The organism is Cronobacter muytjensii ATCC 51329 (genome assembly GCF_001277195.1).
GTDB classification, from domain to species: domain Bacteria; phylum Pseudomonadota; class Gammaproteobacteria; order Enterobacterales; family Enterobacteriaceae; genus Cronobacter; species Cronobacter muytjensii.
The window spans coordinates 2,691,522-2,712,670 of the sequence record NZ_CP012268.1; the positions used below are offsets into that span (position 1 = coordinate 2,691,522).

General features: G+C 56.7%; 19 protein-coding genes and 1 pseudogene. 2 read left to right on the forward strand and 18 right to left on the reverse strand.

From position 1 onward, the window contains the following. Positions 1-81 precede the first annotated feature (81 nt). The 16 genes and pseudogenes from tolA to sdhC all read right to left on the reverse strand — a co-directional run bounded on the left by tolA (position 82) and on the right by sdhC (position 16,972). Complete coding sequence (gene tolA, locus AFK63_RS12470) at positions 82-1,350, reverse strand: cell envelope integrity protein TolA (protein WP_038864069.1); 1,269 nt, start codon at positions 1,348-1,350, stop codon at positions 82-84. A 40-nt stretch (positions 1,351-1,390) separates the two neighbouring features. Continuing rightward, positions 1,391-1,819 (reverse strand): colicin uptake protein TolR, encoded by a 429-nt coding sequence (gene tolR / locus AFK63_RS12475; protein ID WP_038864070.1) that lies wholly within the window; start codon positions 1,817-1,819, stop codon positions 1,391-1,393. A 3-nt stretch (positions 1,820-1,822) separates the two neighbouring features. Then, positions 1,823-2,521: a Tol-Pal system protein TolQ gene (gene tolQ, locus AFK63_RS12480; RefSeq protein WP_007756414.1), complete on the reverse strand. Its 699-nt coding sequence runs from the start codon at positions 2,519-2,521 to the stop codon at positions 1,823-1,825. Next, positions 2,518-2,922: a tol-pal system-associated acyl-CoA thioesterase gene (ybgC, locus tag AFK63_RS12485; protein ID WP_038864074.1), complete on the reverse strand. Its 405-nt coding sequence runs from the start codon at positions 2,920-2,922 to the stop codon at positions 2,518-2,520. Before ybgC ends, tolQ begins: the two co-directional genes overlap by 4 nt. 133 nt (positions 2,923-3,055) lie before the next feature. Next, the gene (ybgE, locus tag AFK63_RS12490) at positions 3,056-3,349 is read right to left on the reverse strand and encodes a cyd operon protein YbgE (protein WP_038864076.1); all 294 of its coding nucleotides are present in this window, start codon (positions 3,347-3,349) and stop codon (positions 3,056-3,058) included. Beyond that, a complete protein-coding gene (gene cydX, locus AFK63_RS20605) occupies positions 3,349-3,462 on the reverse strand; it encodes a cytochrome bd-I oxidase subunit CydX (RefSeq protein WP_071603716.1) in 114 nt (37 codons plus the stop codon). The genes ybgE and cydX overlap by 1 nt, the downstream gene beginning before the upstream one ends. Positions 3,463-3,475: 13 nt before the next feature. Then, a complete protein-coding gene (gene cydB, locus AFK63_RS12495; RefSeq protein WP_007848415.1) occupies positions 3,476-4,615 on the reverse strand; it encodes a cytochrome d ubiquinol oxidase subunit II in 1,140 nt (379 codons plus the stop codon). Between the two features lie 15 nt (positions 4,616-4,630). Next, positions 4,631-6,199: a cytochrome ubiquinol oxidase subunit I gene (gene cydA / locus AFK63_RS12500; protein WP_038864078.1), complete on the reverse strand. Its 1,569-nt coding sequence runs from the start codon at positions 6,197-6,199 to the stop codon at positions 4,631-4,633. A gap of 971 nt (positions 6,200-7,170) precedes the next feature. Continuing rightward, entirely contained in the window at positions 7,171-8,040 is an 870-nt protein-coding gene (gene sucD, locus AFK63_RS12505) for a succinate--CoA ligase subunit alpha (protein WP_004385340.1), read from the reverse strand. Beyond that, on the reverse strand, positions 8,040-9,206 hold the full coding sequence (gene sucC / locus AFK63_RS12510; protein ID WP_007720002.1) for an ADP-forming succinate--CoA ligase subunit beta: 1,167 nt from the start codon (positions 9,204-9,206) through the stop codon (positions 8,040-8,042). The genes sucD and sucC overlap by 1 nt, the downstream gene beginning before the upstream one ends. A 110-nt stretch (positions 9,207-9,316) precedes the next feature. After that, a complete protein-coding gene (gene odhB, locus AFK63_RS12515; RefSeq protein ID WP_038864079.1) occupies positions 9,317-10,540 on the reverse strand; it encodes a 2-oxoglutarate dehydrogenase complex dihydrolipoyllysine-residue succinyltransferase in 1,224 nt (407 codons plus the stop codon). A gap of 14 nt (positions 10,541-10,554) precedes the next feature. Then, positions 10,555-13,362: a 2-oxoglutarate dehydrogenase E1 component gene (gene sucA, locus AFK63_RS12520; RefSeq protein ID WP_038864080.1), complete on the reverse strand. Its 2,808-nt coding sequence runs from the start codon at positions 13,360-13,362 to the stop codon at positions 10,555-10,557. Between the two features lie 366 nt (positions 13,363-13,728). Then, a complete protein-coding gene (locus tag AFK63_RS12525; protein ID WP_007669742.1) occupies positions 13,729-14,445 on the reverse strand; it encodes a succinate dehydrogenase iron-sulfur subunit in 717 nt (238 codons plus the stop codon). 15 nt (positions 14,446-14,460) lie between these two features. Further along, a complete protein-coding gene (sdhA, locus tag AFK63_RS12530; RefSeq protein WP_038864082.1) occupies positions 14,461-16,227 on the reverse strand; it encodes a succinate dehydrogenase flavoprotein subunit in 1,767 nt (588 codons plus the stop codon). Beyond that, positions 16,228-16,575, reverse strand: a complete 348-nt coding sequence (sdhD, locus tag AFK63_RS12535; protein WP_007706826.1) for a succinate dehydrogenase membrane anchor subunit — start codon at positions 16,573-16,575, stop codon at positions 16,228-16,230. It lies immediately after the preceding gene. Continuing rightward, positions 16,569-16,972, reverse strand: a pseudogene (sdhC, locus tag AFK63_RS12540) (succinate dehydrogenase cytochrome b556 subunit). The gene sdhD and the pseudogene sdhC overlap by 7 nt, the downstream one beginning before the upstream one ends. Positions 16,973-17,289: 317 nt before the next feature. On the opposite strand from sdhC, the gene AFK63_RS21850 reads away from it, so the two are divergent. Next, a complete protein-coding gene (locus AFK63_RS21850; protein WP_428830473.1) occupies positions 17,290-17,379 on the forward strand; it encodes a hypothetical protein in 90 nt (29 codons plus the stop codon). 232 nt (positions 17,380-17,611) lie between these two features. Beyond that, positions 17,612-18,898: a citrate synthase gene (locus AFK63_RS12545; RefSeq protein ID WP_038864084.1), complete on the forward strand. Its 1,287-nt coding sequence runs from the start codon at positions 17,612-17,614 to the stop codon at positions 18,896-18,898. A gap of 336 nt (positions 18,899-19,234) precedes the next feature. Here AFK63_RS12545 and nei read toward each other — a convergent pair whose 3' ends face one another. Both nei and AFK63_RS12555 read right to left on the reverse strand, forming a co-directional pair. After that, a complete protein-coding gene (gene nei / locus AFK63_RS12550) occupies positions 19,235-20,026 on the reverse strand; it encodes an endonuclease VIII (RefSeq protein ID WP_038864086.1) in 792 nt (263 codons plus the stop codon). A 108-nt stretch (positions 20,027-20,134) separates the two neighbouring features. Then, positions 20,135-21,130, reverse strand: a complete 996-nt coding sequence (locus AFK63_RS12555) for a DUF2891 domain-containing protein (RefSeq protein WP_038864087.1) — start codon at positions 21,128-21,130, stop codon at positions 20,135-20,137. Between the last annotated feature and the right edge of the window lie 19 nt (positions 21,131-21,149).

Genomic DNA, 21,149 nt, shown 5'->3' on the forward strand with positions numbered 1-21,149 from the left:
ATGTTAACAAACTCAAAGATAGACAACCACATTGCACGCCGGCTTAAACCGGACAGTGAAGCCCGGTTTTGTTACCGGAAATCACTGCGGTTTGAAAAGCAATGGCGCGTTTTTAAAGACTTCATAAACAGCCTGGCTTGGCGGTTTAGGAATCTTAGCCTGTCGGGCGGCGGAAATAGCTGCCTGGCAAAGCGCAGGATCGCCGCCTTCCGACTGGATATCCAGCAGTAAGCCGTCCGGTGCCAGTTTAATACGCAGCGTACAGGTTTTACCTGAATACGACGACGCATCGTAGAACTTGCTCTCAATGGCAGCCTTTATCTGCGAGGCATAGCCGTTGATTTCAGCGCCGCTGGCACCGTTGTTCTTACTATTACCGCTACCCGCCGGTGCTGCATTACTGCCTTTTGCCCCACCGCCGGTTTTCGGCGCATTCTTACCTGAACTGAGATCGCCAAGCAGATCGTCGACACCTTCCGCGGCAGCAGCCTTCTCAGCAGCCGCTTTCGCGGCGGCCGCCTTTTTGGCTGCCGCTTTCTCGGCAGCGGCTTTCTTATCGGCGGCGGCCTTCTCGGCTGCCGCTTTCTCAGCCGCGGCTTTTGCAGCGGCCGCTTTCTTCTCGGCTGCCGCTTTTTCCGCTGCCGCCGCTTTTTCAGCGGCAGCTTTTTCAGCTGCGGCTTTCTTCGCTGCCTCAGCGGCTGCCTTTTTCTCGGCGTCCTGCTGGGCTTTCTTCGCAGCGTCAGCAGCGGCTTTCTTCTCCGCTTCTTCCTGCGCTTTCTTCGCCGCAGCGGCCGCTTTCGCTGCCTCTTCCTGCGCTTTTTTCTGCGCGTCCGCAGCGGCTTTCTTCGCGGCTTCTTCCGCCGCTTTCGCCTGCGCATCGGCTTTCGCTTTAGCATCCGCCGCCGCTTTGGCTGCCGCCTCTTCAGCCTGTTTTTGTTGTTCCTGAGCGCGCTTCGCCGCTTCTTCAGCCTGTTTCTGCTGTTCGGCCTGCTGCTGCGCTTTCTCCTGTGCTTCCAGACGCTCCTGCTCAAGCTTTTTCAGGCGTTCCTGTTCGGCAGCCTGTTTCTCGCGCAGTTCTTCCGCCTGCTGCTGCGCCTGTTTTTCACGCTGCTCGGCGGCTTGTTTCGCGCTAGCCTGTTGCTGCTGCTGACGATTATATTGCTGCACTACCGCGCCGGGATCGACCATCACGGCGTCAATAGCAGAACCGCCGCCGCCGCCCGCAGCGTCTTCATTGATATGCTCGTCGAACGAGCTCCAGATCAGCAGCGCAATCAGCAACAGGTGCAGCACTACTGAAATGATAATCGCGCGTTTCAGCTTATCGTTTTGTTCGGTTGCCTTTGCCACTCTCGGTTTCCAAAACTTGTAGCCCTGTCAGGCGGGTGGATCAGATAGGCTGCGTCATTAAGCCGACAGATTTCACGCCTGCCTGATGCAACAGGTTCAGCGCTTTGATTATCTCGTCGTAAGGAACGTCTTTGGCGCCACCGATTAAAAAGACCGTTTTCGGGTTTTCCTGCAGGCGACGCTGCGCCTCAGCCACCACCTGCTCAGAAGGCAACTGGTCCATGCGGTCTTTCTCAACCACCACGCTGTACTGGCCCACGCCAGAGACTTCAATTATCACCGGCGGGTTGTCGTTGCTGCTGACGGTTTGGGAATCCGTGGCGTCCGGCAAATCCACTTCCACGCTCTGGGTGATGATGGGCGCCGTCGCCATAAAAATCAGCAACAGCACCAGCAGCACGTCCAGCAGCGGAACGATGTTGATTTCAGATTTCAGATCACGACGACCACGTCCACGTGTTCTGGCCATGACTTACCCCTTGTTGCTTTCGCTGGTGCTGGTGCTGAAAGCCTGACGATGCAGGATAGCCGTGAACTCTTCCATAAAATTGTCGTAATTCAGCTCCAGCTTGTTCACACGCTGGTTCAGGCGGTTATACGCCATAACCGCCGGGATCGCTGCGAACAGACCGATCGCGGTCGCGATCAACGCTTCGGCGATACCCGGCGCGACCATTTGCAATGTGGCCTGTTTCACCGCGCCGAGCGCGATAAAGGCATGCATGATCCCCCACACGGTGCCGAAAAGACCGATATACGGGCTGATAGAGCCGACGGTGCCGAGGAAAGGAATATGATTTTCAAGGGTTTCGAGTTCGCGATTCATCGAAATGCGCATCGCGCGCGACGCCCCTTCGACGATCGCTTCCGGCGCATGGCTGTTGGCGCGATGCAAACGGGCGAACTCTTTAAAACCGGCATAGAAGATCTGCTCGGAGCCGGAGAGGTTTTCACGACGGCCCTGGCTCTCCTGATACAGGCGAGAAAGCTCAATGCCCGACCAGAACTTATCTTCGAAGGCTTCGGCTTCACGCGAAGCGGCATTAAGAATGCGCGTTCGCTGAATGATAATGGCCCAGGACGCGATTGAAAAACCAATCAAAATCAACATGATAAGTTTGACCAGAAGACTTGCCTTCAGGAACAAATCAAGGATATTCATGTCAGTCACTGCTTGAACTCCGCGACAATAGACTTGGGAAGCGCACGAGGCTTCATTAAGAGTGGATCAACGCAGACAATCAGCACCTCGGCTTCGTTGAGAAGCTGGTTTTCCGCGTTAACAATCCGTTGCCTGAACACCATAGAGGTGCCACGCAGCGTTGTAATTTCGGTCTGGACTTCGAGCATATCGTCGAGTCGGGCAGGCGCAAGATACTCAAGCGACATCTTGCGAACCACAAAGGCTACTCGCTCCGCCAGTAAATCCTGCTGATTAAAGTGGTGGTGGCGCAGCATCTCTGTGCGTGCTCTTTCATAAAAGGCGACGTAACTGGCGTGATAAACCACACCACCGGCGTCGGTGTCTTCGTAATAGACACGAACCGGCCATCGAAACAGCGTTGTGCTCACTCTACATCCCGGTAATGCAAATAAACGCTGCTACTATACGCAAGTGAATGTGGGTTTGGAATGGGGAGAAGTAAACGGAGAGTAAATATTTATGGGCTCCGAAAAGCCCACAGAAAAGCCGGTGAAACCTTGTTCAGGCAAAGAAAAATAGCAGCCCGGCCAGCATCACCAGATCCGCAATCAGCGGACAGAAGATGCCTTGCCAGTGTACCGCGCGAGGGCGAAAACCCACACCGTGGATAACCCCGGCGCAGACGGCCCACATCAGGAACAGCGCCTGCCAGATCTCAAGGCCGCTGGTCTTCGCCGCAAAGCGCGACGGGTCCCAGAACATGCAGCCCGCCAGCACCAGCGCCATGATTAAAGAAAGAGCCCGTAGCGGGCTCTTATCCATGAGCGCGTAAAGCGCGGTAATGATGCGTTTCATCACGACTCGACGTTACCGGCTTTGGTCGCTTCAACGTGCTCCAGCGCCAGCGCGGTAATGATCCCGAAAGCACAGGCAAGAAGCGTTCCGAGAATCCAGGCGAAATACCACATAGTCAGCTCCTTATCAGTACAGAGAATGCGTGTTGCTTTCGATATGTTCTTTGGTGATACGGCCAAACATTTTCCAGTAGCACCAGGTGGTGTAGAGCAAAATAATCGGCACAAACACCGCCGCGACATAGGTCATGACGGTCAGCGTCAGCTGGCTGGACGTCGCATCCCACATCGTCAGGCTGGCGTTCAGCATGGTGCTGGACGGCATGATGAACGGGAACATCGCAATACCGGCAGTCAGAATAACGCATGCCAGCGTCAGTGAAGAGAACACAAACGCCCAGGCGCCTTTCTCCAGACGCGACGCCAGTACCGTCAGCAGCGGCAGCACCACGCCCAGGGCAGGAATCGCCCACAGCGCCGGCATGTTATTAAAGTTAGCAAACCAGGCGCCCGCCTGACGAACCACTTCTTTATTCATCGGGTTAGATGCCGCACGCGGATCGATGGCGGAGGTCACCACATAGCCGTCGATGCCATACATGACCCATACGCCTGCCAGCACGAAGCAGACCATCATCACCAGCGCGGAAATCTGCGCGGTGGTACGGGAACGCAGGTGCAGCTCGCCAGTAGTACGCATTTGCAGGTAGGTCGCGCCCTGGGTCAGGATCATCGCTACGCTTACCACGCCTGCCAGCAGACCAAACGGGTTCAGCAGCTGGAAGAAGTTGCCGGTGTAGAACATGCCCTGGTATTTATCGAAGTGGAACGGCACGCCCTGCAGCAGGTTGCCGAACGCCACGCCGATCACCAGCGGCGGCACGAAGCTGCCCGCGAAAACGCCCCAGTCCCACATGTTGCGCCAGCGCATATCTTCAATCTTGGAGCGATAGTCAAAACCCACCGGACGGAAGAACAGCGACGCCAACACCAGAATCATCGCCACATAGAAGCCGGAGAACGCTGCGGCATAGACCAGCGGCCAGGCCGCGAACAGCGCGCCGCCCGCGGTAATAAGCCATACCTGGTTGCCGTCCCAGTGCGGCGCGATGGAGTTAATCATCACGCGGCGCTCGGTGTCGGTACGCCCCAGGATGCGGGTCAGCATGCCGACCCCCATATCAAAGCCATCGGTGACAGCAAAACCTATCAGCAAAATGCCAACCAGCAGCCACCAGACTAAACGCAGTACTTCATAATCGATCATTTTACATCTCCTCGCTTAGCGTGCCGGCTGAGAAGCCACGGTGGACTGCTCGAAGTGATAGCGACCGGTTTTCAGGCTGCTCGGCCCCAGGCGGGCGAATTTGAACATCAGGAACAGTTCCGCTACCAGGAAGAGCGTGTACAGGCCGCAGATCAGCACCATAGAGAAGAGGATGTCGCCCGCAGACAAGTTAGAGTGCGCTACCGCGGTCGGCAGTACTTCACCGATAGCCCACGGCTGACGGCCGTACTCCGCCACAAACCAGCCCGATTCCACCGCAATCCACGGCAGCGGAATCCCGTAGAACGCCGCGCGCAGCAGCCATTTTTTATCGCCGATGCGGTTGCGAATTACTGACCAGAACGACGCGCCGATAATCAGCAGCATCAGAATGCCGCACAGCACCATAATACGGAACGAGAAGTACAGCGGCGCCACGCTCGGAATAGAATCCTGCGTCGCTTTCTGGATCTGCGCTTCGGTCGCATCAGCGACGTTATCGGTATAGCGTTTGAGCAGCAGGCCGTAACCGAGATCTTTCTTCACGCTGTTAAATTCATCGCGTACCGCCTGATCGGTTGAGCCGGAACGCAGCTGCTCCAGCAGCGCATACGCTTTCATCCCGTTACGGATGCGCGCTTCATGCTGCACCAGCAGATCTTTCAGACCGATGACCGGGGTATCCACAGAACGGGTCGCAATAATGCCGAGTGCGTAAGGGATCTGGATAGCGAAGCGGTTTTCCTGCGTCTCTTGATCCGGGATACCGAACAGCGTAAACGCGGCAGGCGCCGGCTGGGTTTCCCACTCGGCTTCAATCGCGGCCAGTTTGGTTTTCTGTACGTCGCCCATTTCGTAACCAGATTCATCACCCAGCACGATAACGGAAAGCACCGCCGCCATGCCGAAGCTCGCCGCGATAGCGAAAGAGCGTTTGGCGAAGGCGAAATCGCGGCCTTTAAGCATGTACCACGCGCTGATGCCCAGAATGAACATCGCGCCGGTGCAGTAGCCTGCCGCCACGGTGTGAACGAATTTCACCTGCGCTACCGGGTTCAGCACCAGCTCGGAGAAACTCACCATCTCCATGCGCATGGTTTCGAAGTTGAAATCGGACGCGATCGGGTTTTGCATCCAGCCGTTCGCCACGAGGATCCACAATGCGGAGAGGTTAGAGCCGAGCGCCACCAGCCAGGTCACGGCCATGTGCTGTACTTTGCTAAGACGATCCCAACCAAAGAAGAACAGGCCGACAAAGGTCGATTCCAGGAAGAACGCCATCAGGCCTTCGATGGCCAGCGGGGCACCGAAGATATCGCCCACATAGTGGGAATAATAAGACCAGTTAGTCCCGAACTGGAACTCCATGGTCAAGCCGGTCGCCACGCCCAGTGCGAAGTTGATACCAAACAACTTGCCCCAGAACTTGGTCATATCTTTATAGATTTGTTTACCAGAGAGGACGTAGACCGTTTCCATAATGGCCAGCAGGAACGCCATACCGAGCGTCAGCGGCACAAAAAGGAAGTGGTACATCGCGGTCAAGGCAAACTGTAAGCGCGACAGTTCGACTATATCTAACATCTTGACTCCTTGCTCCTCGCATGAAGACTTCGAGCGTGGCGTTTTTTAAAAGCGCCACAACGCATGCCCCAATACCAATGACATTTGCTTCCGTTAGCCGTCGCTTATATCACTGCGTGTATTTGTGAAAAAGTAAAGGCGAAAGGTTACAAATAAGTTAAAAGAAATCCAAATTGATTCGGCAAATATTTTACGCTGCAATTCAGGGATAATAAACAGATTTGCACATACCGTTATTTGCGTTTTTCGATGGCGATCAATTTATACCTAAATTGCCGCTTCGAGACCAGATTGATCGACCGCAATTTAGCGCTTTCTCACGCTTTTTTTCAACAGAAAAAGTTTGATTCAAATCAGTTTTTATACCCATTGTTAATTATGTTTCACCTCGAATGGGTTAAGTGAAAATAATGTTAACGATAAGTGTTTTTTTATTGTCTGTCGGGTTACCAAAGCGATACGAACAATAACTCCCCGTTATTTTCATCACGATCGATTCGAGATATTAATCACACTTCCTTGTTAATATCGGCGAAAAATAAAAATTCCTTAGATCAAAAAACGCCTTTTTATTTCACAATTCATTTACTAATTAATTGCAGTTTTAAAACTTATTACGCACATATAATAATAAATGCGTTGCCCGGGTTGCATATCCGTAGATCCGGCGACAAGCGTTATTAAAAAGAAGCCCTGGGTGGGCCAGCGCCTTTTCAGGGAGGCTTCATTCAGCCGTATCTGGTAACGACGTAGGTTGTGAAACCGCGCCTCACTGTTGCACAGGCGTCGCGCCGTCAGAGCGCATGCCCGCAGCGTTATGCGCGCGATTTTCTTGCTTAAGGCGAGCGGAAACCATACATAGCCGCTCAGAAGCCCGCCGCAGGCAATAAAAAAGGCTACCCTTGCGGGTAGCCAACCATGTCGAATCTTATTATTGGATGTGTTTACCTCGCATCCACGAGGCGAGACGTTTACTTCAGAATGGTTTTCAGCGCGTCGCCGATGTCCGCCAGGCTGCGAACGGTTTTAACGCCTGCGGCTTCCAGCGCTGCGAATTTTTCATCCGCAGTGCCTTTGCCGCCCGCGATAATCGCGCCCGCGTGGCCCATACGCTTGCCTTTCGGCGCGGTGACGCCCGCGATGTAGCCTACCACCGGTTTGGTGACGTGATCTTTAATGTACGCCGCCGCTTCTTCTTCCGCGCTACCGCCGATCTCGCCGATCATCACGATCGCTTCGGTCTGCGGATCTTCCTGGAACAGCTTCAGGATGTCGATGAAGTTAGAGCCCGGGATCGGATCGCCGCCGATGCCCACGCAGGTGGACTGGCCGAAGCCGTAATCGGTGGTCTGCTTAACCGCTTCATAGGTCAGGGTGCCGGAGCGGGAGACGATCCCCACACGGCCTGGCTGATGAATGTGGCCCGGCATGATGCCGATTTTGCACTCGCCTGGGGTGATAACGCCCGGGCAGTTCGGGCCAATCATGCGCACGCCCGCTTCATCCAGCTTCACTTTTACGGTCAGCATATCCAGCGTTGGAATGCCTTCAGTAATGGTGATGATGAGCTTAATGCCCGCGTCGATGGCTTCCAGAATGGAGTCTTTGCAGAACGGCGCCGGGACGTAGATAACAGACGCGGTCGCACCGGTCGCTTCTACCGCTTCACGCACGGTGTTGAACACCGGCAGGCCCAGATGCGTGGTGCCGCCTTTGCCCGGCGTAACGCCGCCGACCATCTGCGTACCGTAAGCAATAGCCTGTTCGGAGTGGAATGTCCCCTGGCTGCCGGTAAAGCCCTGGCAGATAACTTTGGTGTTTTTATCGATCAGAATGGACATTATTTCCCCTCCACAGCAGCAACTACCTGCTGAGCTGCATCCGTCAGACTTTTCGCTGCAATAATATTCAGGCCGCTGTCGGCCAGTTTCTTCGCGCCCAGCTCGGCATTGTTGCCTTCCAGACGCACCACAACCGGCACGTTCACGCCGACTTCCGCCACCGCGCCGATGATGCCGTCGGCAATCAGGTCGCAGCGCACGATGCCGCCGAAGATGTTAACCAGAACGGCTTTCACTTTGTCGTCAGACAGAATGATTTTGAACGCTTCGGTTACGCGCTCTTTGGTCGCGCCGCCGCCAACGTCCAGGAAGTTCGCCGGCTCGCCGCCGTGCAGCTTCACGATGTCCATGGTGCCCATCGCGAGGCCCGCGCCGTTCACCATGCAACCAATGTTGCCATCCAGCGCCACGTAGTTGAGTTCCCACTGCGCCGCCTGTGCTTCGCGCGGGTCTTCCTGAGACTGGTCGCGCATTTCACGCAGATCCGGCTGGCGGAACAGCGCGTTGCCGTCAGCGCCCAGTTTGCCGTCGAGACAGATCAGATCGCCCTGAGAGGTGATAACCAGCGGGTTGATCTCGATAAGCGCCAGGTCGCGCTCCAGGAAAATGTTCGCGAGACCCATGAACACTTTGGTGAACTGCTGGATCAGTTTCCCTTCGAGGCCCAGTTTAAAGGCCAGCTCGCGTCCCTGATACGGCATCGGGCCGGTCAGCGGATCGATAGAGACTTTGTGGATCAGATGCGGGGTTTCTTCCGCCACTTTTTCAATTTCCACGCCGCCCTCGGTGGAGGCCATAAACACCACGCGACGGGTGCCACGGTCAACCACTGCGCCGAGGTAGAGTTCTTTTGCGATATCGGTCGCAGCTTCCACCAGGATCTGGTTAACCGGCTGGCCGTTGGCGTCAGTTTGATAGGTCACCAGGCGTTTGCCCAGCCAGTGCTCGGCAAAGGCGCGAATCTCTTCTTTGCTCTTAACGACTTTTACACCGCCCGCTTTACCGCGGCCGCCCGCGTGAACCTGGCATTTCACCACCCACGGGCCGGAGCCGATTTTAGAGGCGGCTTCTTCTGCTTCACGCGGGGTTGAGCAGGCATAACCCACTGGCGTCGGTAAGCCTGATCTGGCAAACAGCTGTTTCGCCTGATATTCGTGTAAGTTCATCTCTTCAGTCCATCAAGAAAAAGCGCATTCACGCTCGGAGTTCGAAATTGCCGCGCCTCACGACGCGACCATAAACACTACCTGAGGGCGGACGAGCCGCCCTTCTGAAACTACACGTCCAGCAGCAGACGAGTCGGATCTTCCAGCAACTCTTTAATGGTCACCAGGAAACCTACGGATTCACGGCCATCGATCAGGCGGTGATCGTAGGAGAGCGCCAGGTACATCATTGGCAGGATCTCAACCTTGCCATCCACCGCCATCGGGCGGTCTTTAATGGCGTGCATGCCCAGGATCGCGCTTTGCGGCGGGTTGATGATAGGCGTGGACATCAGCGAGCCGAAAACGCCGCCGTTGGTAATGGTAAAGTTACCGCCGGTCAGATCTTCCACGGTCAGTTTGCCGTCGCGGCCTTTCACCGCCAGCTCTTTAATTTTCTTCTCAATGTCGGCCATGCCCAGCACGTCAACGTCACGCAAGACCGGCGTGACCAGACCGCGCGGCGTGGAGACGGCCATGCTGACGTCGAAGTAGTTGTGATACACCACGTCGTCGCCATCGATAGACGCGTTTACTTCCGGGAAGCGTTTCAGCGCTTCCACAACCGCTTTCACGTAGAAAGACATAAAGCCCAGACGGATGCCGTGACGTTTTTCGAAGGCGTCGCCGTACTGCTTACGCAGATCCATAATCGGCTTCATGTTCACTTCGTTGAACGTGGTCAGCATCGCGGTGGAGTTCTTCGCCTCCAGCAGACGCTCGGCGACGCGCTTACGCAGACGGGTCATCGGTACGCGTTTTTCACTGCGGGAGCCGAGCTGCGGCGCGGCTGTCGCGCCAGCCTGTTCCGGCGCTTTCGCCGTATCGCTGCCGTTCGCTTTCGCCAGATGTTTTTCCACGTCTTCGCGGGTCAGACGGCCGCCAACGCCGGTGCCTTTGATGGCCGCCGCGTCGAGGTTATGCTCCGCGAGCAGACGGCGAATCGCCGGGCTCAGCGCGTCGTTATTTTGTTCTTCCAGAGACGCCTGCTGGCGCTGCGCCGGGGTAGACTCGTTCGCTTCCGGTTTGGCGCTGCTCTCTTTACCCGCGCTGTTGCCCTCTTTCAGACGGCCCAGGATCTGGCGAGAGGTCACGGTGCTGCCTTCGTCTTCCAGTACCGCATCCAGCACGCCGTCAGCCGACGCCGGTACTTCCAGTACCACTTTGTCAGTTTCGATTTCTACCAGCACTTCATCGCGTTTCACCGCGTCGCCCGGCTTTTTGTGCCAGGTGGCGACGGTTGCGTCAGCAACGGATTCAGGCAGGTCGGGAACAAGAATATCTACGCTACTCATTATTTATCCTTTAATTAATTGACGTTCAGCGCGTCATTAACCAGATCTTGTTGCTGTTTCTGGTGAACGGACATATACCCTACCGCAGGCGAGGCGGAGGCCGGGCGGCCTGCATAACGTAATGCAGAGCCAAACGGAATCACTTCACGGAAGTTGTGCTGGCTGCAATACCAGGCGCCCTGGTTAAGCGGCTCTTCCTGGCACCAGACGAAATCATGCACGTGCGCGAACGGCTTCAGCGCTTCCTGCAACGCGTGGTGCGGGAACGGATAGAGCTGTTCGACACGGATAATCGCCACATCCTTCTGATCATTCTTACGACGCTGCTCCAGCAGGTCGTAATAAACCTTACCAGAACAGAGCACGACGCGTTTCACGCCTTGCGGATCGATCTCATCGATTTCGCCGATAGCAGGCTGGAATGCGCCGTTCGCCAGTTCATCCAGCGTGGAGACCGCCAGCGGGTGGCGCAACAGTGATTTCGGCGACATCACGATAAGCGGACGACGCATACCGCGCAGCGCCTGACGACGCAGCATGTGGTAAACCTGCGCCGGCGTCGACGGCACGCATACCTGCATGTTCTGCTCAGCGCAGAGTTGCAGATAACGCTCCAGACGCGCGGAAGAGTGTTCCGGGCCCTGGCCTTCGTAACCGTGCGGCAGAAGCATCACCAGGCCGCACATACGGCCCCACTTCTGCTCGCCGGAGCTGATGAACTGGTCGATAACCACCTGCGCGCCGTTGGCGAAGTCGCCAAACTGCGCTTCCCAGATGGTCAGGGTGCGCGGCTCTGCGGTCGCGTAGCCATACTCAAACGCCAGCACCGCTTCTTCAGAGAGTACAGAGTCCCAGACTTTGAACGGGCCCTGGCCATTATGGATGTGCTGTAGCGGTACCCAGGTCGAACCGTTGGCCTGGTTATGCACCACCGCGTGACGATGGAAGAAAGTACCGCGGCCGGAGTCTTCGCCGGACAGACGCACCGGAATGCCTTCATCGACCAGCGTCGCGTAGGCCAGCGTTTCCGCGCCGCCCCAGTCAAACGGTTTTTCGCCGTTCGCCATCAGCTGACGGTCGCCGTAGATTTTCGCCACGCGCGACTGCATCTCAATGCCTTCCGGCACGGTGCTGATGCGCTTCGCCAGCTCCTGCAGACGCTTCATCTCCACTTTATTCGGGTAGCTTTCGTCCCACTCGTGATTGAGGTACGGCGACCAGGTAAAGGAGTGCATATTCATTGGACGCCACTCTTTCACCACGCACTCGCCGGCATCCAGCGCGTCGCGGTAGAGATTGACCATTTCGGTCGCGTCTTCAAGCTTCGCCACACCTTCCTGCTCCAGCTTGTCAGCGTAGAGTTTGCGCGGTGTCGGGTGCTTTTTGATTTTCTGGTACATCAGCGGCTGGGTTGCGCTCGGCTCGTCGGCTTCGTTATGGCCGTGACGGCGGTAGCACACCAGGTCAATGAACACGTCGCGTTTAAAGGTGTTACGGAAATCGAGCGCCAGGCGGGTCACAAACGCCACGGCTTCCGGATCGTCCGCATTGACGTGGAAAATCGGCGCCATCACCATTTTGCCGATGTCGGTGCAGTACGGGGTGGAGCGGGCGTCAAGCGGGTTGGACGTCGTAAAGCCTACCTGGTTGTTGATAACGATACGAACCGTACCGCCCACTTCGTAGCCGCGCGCTTTCGACATGTTCAGGGTTTCCTGCACCACGCCCTGCCCTGCAACGGCCGCGTCGCCGTGAATGGTGATCGGCAGCACTTTGTTGCTGCTCGGCTCATCCAGGCGGTCGAGACGCGCGCGCACAGAGCCCATCACCACCGGGCTGACAATCTCCAGGTGCGACGGGTTAAACGCCAGCGCCAGGTGAACCAGGCCGCCTTCGGTTTCGATATCGGACGAGAAGCCCATATGGTATTTCACGTCGCCGGTGCCGAGATGCTCTTTATGCTTGCCGGCGAATTCGTCGAACAGATCCTGCGGCTTTTTACCGAGCACGTTAATCAGGACGTTAAGACGACCGCGGTGCGCCATACCCAGCACCACTTCGCGCGTGCCGCTTTTACCGGCGTGGCGAATCATCTCTTTAAGCATCGGGATTAACGCATCGCCGCCTTCCAGCGAGAAACGTTTCGCGCCGGGGAATTTAGCGCCCAGATAGCGCTCCAGACCTTCTGCTGCGGTCAGTTCGCTTAAGAAGCGTTTTTTCTCGTCCGCGCTAAAGCCCGCGTGGCCCGCGACAGATTCAATACGCTGCTGGATCCAGCGTTTCTCTTCAGTCGAGGTGATATGCATGTATTCCGCGCCGATGGAGCCGCAGTAAGTCTGCTTAAGCGCCTCGATGAGATCGCCGAGCTTCATGGTCTCTTTGCCGAGCGCAAAAGAGCCTACGTTAAAGGTTTCCTGGAAATCGGCTTCGGTCAGATCGTGGAACGCAGGGTCCAGATCCGCGACGCGCTCCTGCTGCCACAGCCCAAGCGGATCAAGATTCGCGTGCTGGTGGCCACGGAAGCGATAGGCGTTAATAAGCTGCAGGACTTTAACCTGCTTCGCATTCGTGTCAGGGTCGGAAATCGAGGAAGAGTAACGTGAGGCATCCTTCGCCAGACGACGGAAATAATCACGCGTTTTTGAATGGAATTGATCCGGTTTCGCGCCGGTGCCAGGCAGTTGCTGGAACATAGAGCGCCAGTGGGCGTCCACTGAATCAGGATCGGTTAAGAAGTCTTCATAGAGCTGTTCTATCCAGCTCTGGTTAGAGCCAGAGAGGTAAGAAGAGTCCAGCCAGGCTTTCATTGCGCCGTTCTGCATCGTGATCCCTTAAGCATGTCTGCTTATTTCGCCGTAGAAACTACCACGTACAGTGTTGTACGTGCCGGGGTTCACCTGCGAGCTCTTGTTTAGTGCGGGCCCGCGAAGGAACCTTTAAAAACAGCCCGTAACTCTCGCTTTTCTGGCTGCGACGGCGTTGCGTCTTTCTCTCACTCCAGTCACATAGGTCACTATGCTCCTGGGGACTCGTTCAGCCGCGCCTTGTCTCGCTCAGAAAATCTCGGTTACCTATTCTCTGTGGCAGTTTTTAAAGGTTTCCTGCTTTTCCCTCTCCCCTCAGGGAGAGGGATATTTCTTTCCAGGGCGGGTAAGCGTATGCGCACCCGCCACTACCACAACGCTTGCTTACGCGCTGCGCTGCAACAGCATCGACTTAATATGACCGATGGCGCGCGTCGGGTTTAACCCCTTCGGACAGACGCTCACGCAGTTCATGATGCTGTGGCAACGGAACACGCTGAACGCGTCGCTCAGGCCGTCCAGGCGTTCGTTGGTTTCGGTATCGCGGCTGTCGATAAGGAAGCGATACGCGGCCAACAGCCCTGCCGGACCAATAAATTTATCCGGGTTCCACCAGAACGACGGGCACGACGTGGAGCAGCAGGCGCACAGAATGCACTCATACAGCCCGTCGAGCTTCTCGCGCTGTTCCGGCATCTGCAAGTGTTCGCGTGCCGGCGGATTGTGTCCATTATTCAACAAGTAAGGTTTAATCTTCTCATATTGGGCATAGAACTGCCCCATGTCCACTACGAGGTCGCGGATAACCGGCAGACCAGGCAGCGGACGGATAACGATTTTCTGCTTACCCGCACCTAAATTAGACACCGGTGTAATACAGGCGAGGCCGTTTTTACCGTTCATGTTCAGGCCGTCGGAGCCGCACACGCCTTCGCGGCAGGAGCGGCGGAAAGAGAGGCTCGGGTCCTTCTCTTTCAGCAGCATCAGGGCGTCGAGCAGCATCATGTCACGCCCTTCTTCCTGCTCCAGGGTGTAATCCTGCATGCGCGGCGCGTCGTCGACATCCGGGTTATAGCGATAAATGGAAAACTCGAGTTTCATCACATTGCTCCGCTCTTAATAAGTACGCACTTTCGGCGGGAAAGCTGGACGCAGCTTCGGCTGCATATTCACTTCGCGACGCGTCATGCTCTCTGTTTGCGGCAAATAGAGGCTGTGGCACAGCCAGTTTTCGTCGTCGCGGTCCGGGAAGTCGAAGCGGCTATGCGCGCCGCGGCTCTCGGTACGGAAGTTCGCCGATACGGCGGTGGCGTAAGCGGTTTCCATCAGGTTATCCAGCTCCAGGCACTCGACGCGCTGGGTGTTGAACTCGCTGGAGGTATCGTCCAGACGGGCGTTTTTCAGGCGCTCGCGGATCACTTTCAGTTGCTCAAGCCCTTTGGCCATCGCGTCGCCTTCGCGGAATACCGAGAAGTTGTGCTGCATACATTCCTGCAGCGCTTTGCGGATCGCCACCGGGTCTTCGCCGTCGCGGTTGTTGTTCCAGCGGTTGAGGCGCTCCAGCGAGAACTCCACATCGGAGTCGCTGGCGTCGCGAAGCTGGCCCTGCTCGGCGATAGATTCCTGAAGATGCAGACCCGCCGCGCGGCCGAAGACCACCAGGTCAAGCAGCGAGTTGCCGCCCAGACGGTTGGCGCCGTGCACCGATACGCAGGCGATTTCACCCACCGCGAACAGGCCCGGGATCACCACATCTTCGCCCTTCTCGTTCACGGTCAGCGCCTGGCCGGTCACTTTGGTCGGAATGCCGCCCATCATATAGTGGCAGGTCGGGATTACCGGGATCGGCTCTTTCACCGGGTCGACGTGCGCGAAAGTGCGGGAGAGTTCCAGAATGCCCGGCAGACGGGATTCCAGAACGTCTTTGCCCAGATGGTCGAGCTTAAGCTTGGCGTGCGGGCCCCACGGACCATCGCAGCCGCGGCCTTCGCGGATTTCGATCATGATGGAGCGTGCCACCACGTCGCGACCCGCCAGATCTTTGGCGTTCGGCGCGTAACGCTCCATGAAGCGCTCGCCGTGTTTGTTCAGCAGGTAGCCGCCTTCGCCGCGGCAGCCTTCGGTGACCAGCACGCCCGCGCCGGCGATGCCGGTCGGGTGGAACTGCCACATTTCCATATCCTGCACCGGTACGCCTGCGCGCAGCGCCATACCGACACCGTCGCCGGTATTAATGTGGGCATTGGTGGTGGACTGGTAAATACGGCCTGCGCCGCCGGTCGCCAGCACGGTCGCGCGGGCTTTGAAGTACACCACTTCGCCGGTTTCGATGCACAGCGCGGTACAGCCCACCACCGCGCCATCCTGGTTTTTCACCAGATCCAGCGCATACCACTCGGAGAAAATCGTGGTGTGGTTTTTGAGGTTCTGCTGATACAGCGTGTGCAGCAGCGCGTGACCGGTACGGTCCGCCGCCGCTGCGGTGCGCGCCGCCTGCTCGCCGCCGAAGTTTTTCGACTGGCCGCCGAACGGGCGCTGGTAGATGCGGCCATCGTCCAGACGGGAGAACGGCAGCCCCATGTGCTCAAGCTCCAGAATCGCTTCCGGGCCGGTTTTACACATATATTCAATCGCGTCCTGGTCGCCGATATAGTCGGAACCTTTTACCGTGTCATACATGTGCCATTCCCAGTTGTCTTCATGGGAATTGCCAAGCGCAACGGTAATACCGCCCTGGGCGGAAACGGTGTGAGAACGGGTCGGGAACACTTTGGAGAGCAGCGCGCATGTCTGGCCGCTCTGGGAAATCTGCAGCGCCGCGCGCATACCTGCGCCGCCTGCGCCAATAACAACGGCATCAAATTCTCTGACTGGCAAATTCATTTACACACCCCACACCACAACAAATCCATAAATCACGTAAACCACCAGGGCGACGACAATCGCCAGCTGTAAAAAGAGGCGCAGCGCCAGATGTTTTACGTAGTCGGTCAGCACCTGCCACATCCCAATCCACGTATGGACCAGAATCGAAACCAGCGTTAGCAGGGTGAACACTTTCGTGAAGGTGGAGGAGAAGAAACCTGTCCAGACTTCATACGTCAGGTCGCCGTTCATCGCGAAGAAGCCAATCATATAAATGATATAGAGCGTCATGACGATGGAGGTGGCGCGAACGAGGATGAAGTCATGTACGCCGTTGCGTCCTAATGCGGAGGCGTTGCTTACCATACGAGGACTCCTGCGAGAATTGAAAGCACGACAGTGAGAATAAAAGCGAACTTAGCGGAGCGTTGGCCTGCTGCGAAGGTTTCTTCAAGGTAGCCGAAGTCCATTAACATATGGCGGACGCCGCCGACGACGTGGTAAGCCAGCGCAGTCAGGATGCCCCACATGATGAATTTAGCGAAGAAGCTGTCCATGACTGAGGACGCGGTCAGAAAACCTTCTTGAGACGAGAGAGACAGCCCTAGCAACCAAAGCAGAATGCCGACGGCGACAAAGGTAATCACGCCGGAAACGCGGTGGAGGATAGAAGCGATCGCGGTGACAGGAAACCGGATCGTTGTCAGATCCAGGTTGACAGGTCGTTGTTTATTCACCTTTTTTATCATGAATGCGCCCACATGCTGTTCTTATTGTGTCCTTCCTCCGGTCTGCAGGCGGGTCAAGCAGCGTCATCTTTCTATAACTCCGCGTCATGCAAAATCACCGCTTCCAAAGGCTGCATAACGCGTTACTACGCTGGGTGGCTCGCGGTTGCAAGGTGTTCCGGAGACCTGGCGGCAGTATAGGATGTTCACAATATCATTACAATTAACATACAAATACTTTGGCCGCTTTTGGTCGGAACAGTGACCAGGATCACGATAACAACATTATTTTAATTTTTAATCATCTGATTTGACAAATGTTAAACAAATTAGTTACAAACATCACCAGGAAATGCATATAATTCGCAAAAGTTATGGGGTCATACTTTCACCTGAGAATAAGTTATGTAACAGTGTGCCGGTATTGACCGCAGTAATTTAGCCAGGTATTAGTGATAATCAGGTTTGACAAATACTGACGGCTAACACCCTGATTTACTGTTGTTTCACCCAGGTTTGAATGGTTGCCTGCAAGCCGCCCATCGCTCTGTACCCTGGTTTCCCCTCTGAAACAGAGCTGCGCGCCACACAACAAACTGGCAACATTCCCCCTGCTGGCTGGAGGTAAATCGGCGGTTAACCGTCGCAAGCAACAGGCGCTAAGGAGACCGTAAATGGCTGATAAAAAAGCAAACCTAACCTATAACGGTGATGGTGCTATCGAACTGGATGTGCTAAAAGGCACGCTCGGTCAGGATGTAATCGATATCCGTAGTCTTGGTTCTAAAGGTGTTTTCACGTTCGACCCCGGCTTTACCTCTACCGCATCCTGCGAGTCCAAAATCACCTTTATCGATGGTGATGAAGGTATCCTGCTGCACCGCGGTTTCCCTATCGATCAGTTAGCCACCGAGTCCAACTATCTCGAAGTGTGCTACATCCTGCTCTACGGCGAAAAGCCCACTCAGGAGCAGTACGACGAATTCAGAACGACCGTCACCCGCCACACCATGATCCATGAGCAGATCACGCGTCTGTTCCACGGTTTCCGTCGCGACTCCCACCCGATGGCGGTGCTGTGCGGCGTGACCGGCGCGCTGGCGGCGTTCTATCACGACTCGCTGGACGTCAATAACCCGCGTCACCGTGAGATTGCGGCCTTCCGCCTGCTCTCTAAAATGCCGACCGTGGCGGCGATGTGTTACAAATATTCAATCGGCCAGCCGTTTGTTTACCCGCGTAACGACCTCTCCTACTCCGGCAACTTCCTGAATATGATGTTCTCCACCCCGTGCGAGCCTTATGAGGTGAACCCGGTGCTGGAACGCGCCATGGATCGCATTCTGATCCTCCACGCGGATCATGAGCAGAACGCCTCGACCTCCACCGTGCGTACCGCAGGCTCCTCCGGCGCGAACCCCTTCGCGTGTATCGCAGCCGGTATCGCCTCTCTGTGGGGACCGGCGCACGGCGGCGCTAACGAAGCGGCGCTTAAAATGCTGGAAGAGATCAGCTCCGTTGAGCACATTCCGGAATTCGTACGTCGCGCGAAAGACAAAAACGACTCTTTCCGCCTGATGGGCTTTGGTCATCGCGTTTACAAAAACTATGACCCGCGCGCCACCGTCATGCGTGAAACCTGCCATGAAGTGCTGAAAGAGCTGGGCACCAAAGACGATCTGCTGGAAGTGGCGATGGAGCTCGAAAACATCGCGCTCAACGACCCGTACTTCATTGAGAAGAAACTCTACCCGAACGTTGATTTCTACTCCGGCATTATCCTGAAAGCGATGGGCATTCCGTCGTCCATGTTTACCGTTATCTTCGCGATGGCGCGTACCGTAGGCTGGATTGCGCACTGGAATGAGATGCACAGCGAAGGCATGAAGATCGCGCGTCCGCGTCAGCTCTATACCGGCTACGAGCAGCGTGATTTCAAATCTGATCTGACCAAACGTTAATTTAACGCTGCGGTTATTCTTAAAAAACGCGCCTTCTGGCGCGTTTTTTTATGGCGGTTTCAACGCCCGGCGGGTCATAACCAGGGCGGGTGCGCCTCCCCCTACCATGCACAAAATGTAGCGCGGAGGGTGTTGCTCCTGTTCACAACGTCGGCCCACAGGGCGATTTTGCGCCGGGAGCCGGGATGGCAAAGGGGGCGGCGGCGCCCACCTTTGTACGTTCGCGTGAGAGAAACGCACACAGAAACGTGACGTGATGGCGAACGGAACGCCCATATTTCTGCGCACATTACGGTGCAGGGCGGGTAAACGACGCACCGCCCGCCACCACCGCCCCTACGTCTGACACCCCGGACACCAGTAGAACGGCCGCGACGACAGCGTCGTTTTTTCGATAATGCCCCCGCAGCGGCGGCATTTTTTCCCCGCGCGATGAAACACTTCGAAGCGAAACAGCGCGCCGTGGTGTTTGTTCTCATCCACCCTGCCGCGCGTCTGATATGAGAGCCGTGGAATGTCAAGGCAGGCGCGGGCCAGCGCGTCGAGCTGCGCGTCATTGAGCGTTGAGGCTTTATGGCGCGGCGCAAGCTGCGCCTGCCAGAGGATCTCGACCCGCAAATAGTTGCCAAGCCCCGCGAGAAACGCCTGATCAAGCAGCAGGCCGCTAAACTGACGGCGATGAAAGCGCGGGCTTAACAGCCGCTCTTTTACCTGTTCCACCGTCAGCGACAGATCCAGCACATCTGGCCCGACGCGCTGTAAAAACGCGTGCGCCGCCACACCGTCGGCGTCGAGCATTTCAATCTCAGAAGCGCTGTAGAGCAGCACCGCCGCGTCTTCGGTGTCGAGCCGTACGCGCAGGCTGCGCGTGGTCTGCGGCGTTTCACCCGCTTTCACCACCCGCCAGACGCCATACAGCTGGTTATGGCTGTAGAGCGTCAGCCCGTTAGAAAAATGCGTCAGCAGCGCTTTGCCGCGTGTTTCAAAGCGCTCGACGCGCACGCCCGTCAGCAACGCTTCAAACGCTTTCAGTTCAGGAAAGGCAAACCAGACGTGGGTCAGCGGCTTTCCCGCCACCGCCGCTTCAAGCTTATCCGCCGCGCGGCGGATCTCCGGTCCTTCCGGCATCGTGCATCCTTTTTGGGTTACTTAAAGATGAAAACATAAGGATAAACTGTAGCAGCGGGCCTGGGGGAGAAAAACGAAACCGCCGCAAAAAAGCGGCGGTTGAAGGGGTTATTCCAGCGCCAGCAGCGCGAAACTCGCAAGCCAGTGGCCGCCGCTGTAGTGACTGCCGACGACATGTTCAACGCTTGCGGCCAGGTGGCGCGCCACCGCCTCCTTCAGCGGAGCCTGTGCGCCGTGATGTTCCGGCAGCGCCGCCGCGATATGCTTCATGCACCACGCGCGGCTTAAATTCAGCCCGTCAAGATGCGCGATTTTCGGGTCGGCGCGATCGCTTACCACCGCCGGGTTCATCAGCGCCGCCACGCCGCCGATATCCGGCAGGAAGGCATCGAACCACGCCGGGAAACCTTCCGCCGTTTTGCTCATCAGCAACGCCTCGGTCAGCGCCCCGGAGAGATATTCATCGCCGCCCGGCTCGTAGTGCGCCGGGTACGCGGTGTCGGCCTGATAAAACCGCGTCGAGGCGTCAGTAATAGCGCGCTCCAGCGCCTCGTCGTCCAGCGCGCGGGCGTAATCGAGGCCAAGCGCCAGCGCAAACGCGGTGTTGTAATGCGTGCCGACGCGGATCGGGTAGGTCAGCTTACTGAGATAATCGATAAGGCGCGCGCGGATATCCTGGGTCAGCGGCTCAAGTGTTTCGTGCCAGCGCGCGGCCTGCGGCACGTCCGACTGCTTCAGCTCCTGGGCGAGCGCCAACAGCCAGCCGTACCCGTACGGACGCTCGAACGACGCGCGAAACGGCGCGGTGAAATAGTCCACTTCGCGCGCCACGTTCGCCTGGGTGAAGTGGTCATCGAACAGCGCGATGATATCGTCACGACACGACAGCGTCGGGTAGAGGCGCACGCAGCGTAGCAGCAGCCAGTAGCCGTGCACCGCCGAATGCCAGTCAAAGCAGCCATAAAAAATCGGATGCAGTTCGCGCGGCGGCAGCGCATCGGCGTCCTCATTCATCAGATGCATAATATGGTTCGGGTATTCCTGGCGCAGATACGTTAAAGGCATCCGGGCAAAGGCGTCAGCCTGGGATTGCGTCAGTGTCATAACAGCTCCTTAGGGGCAA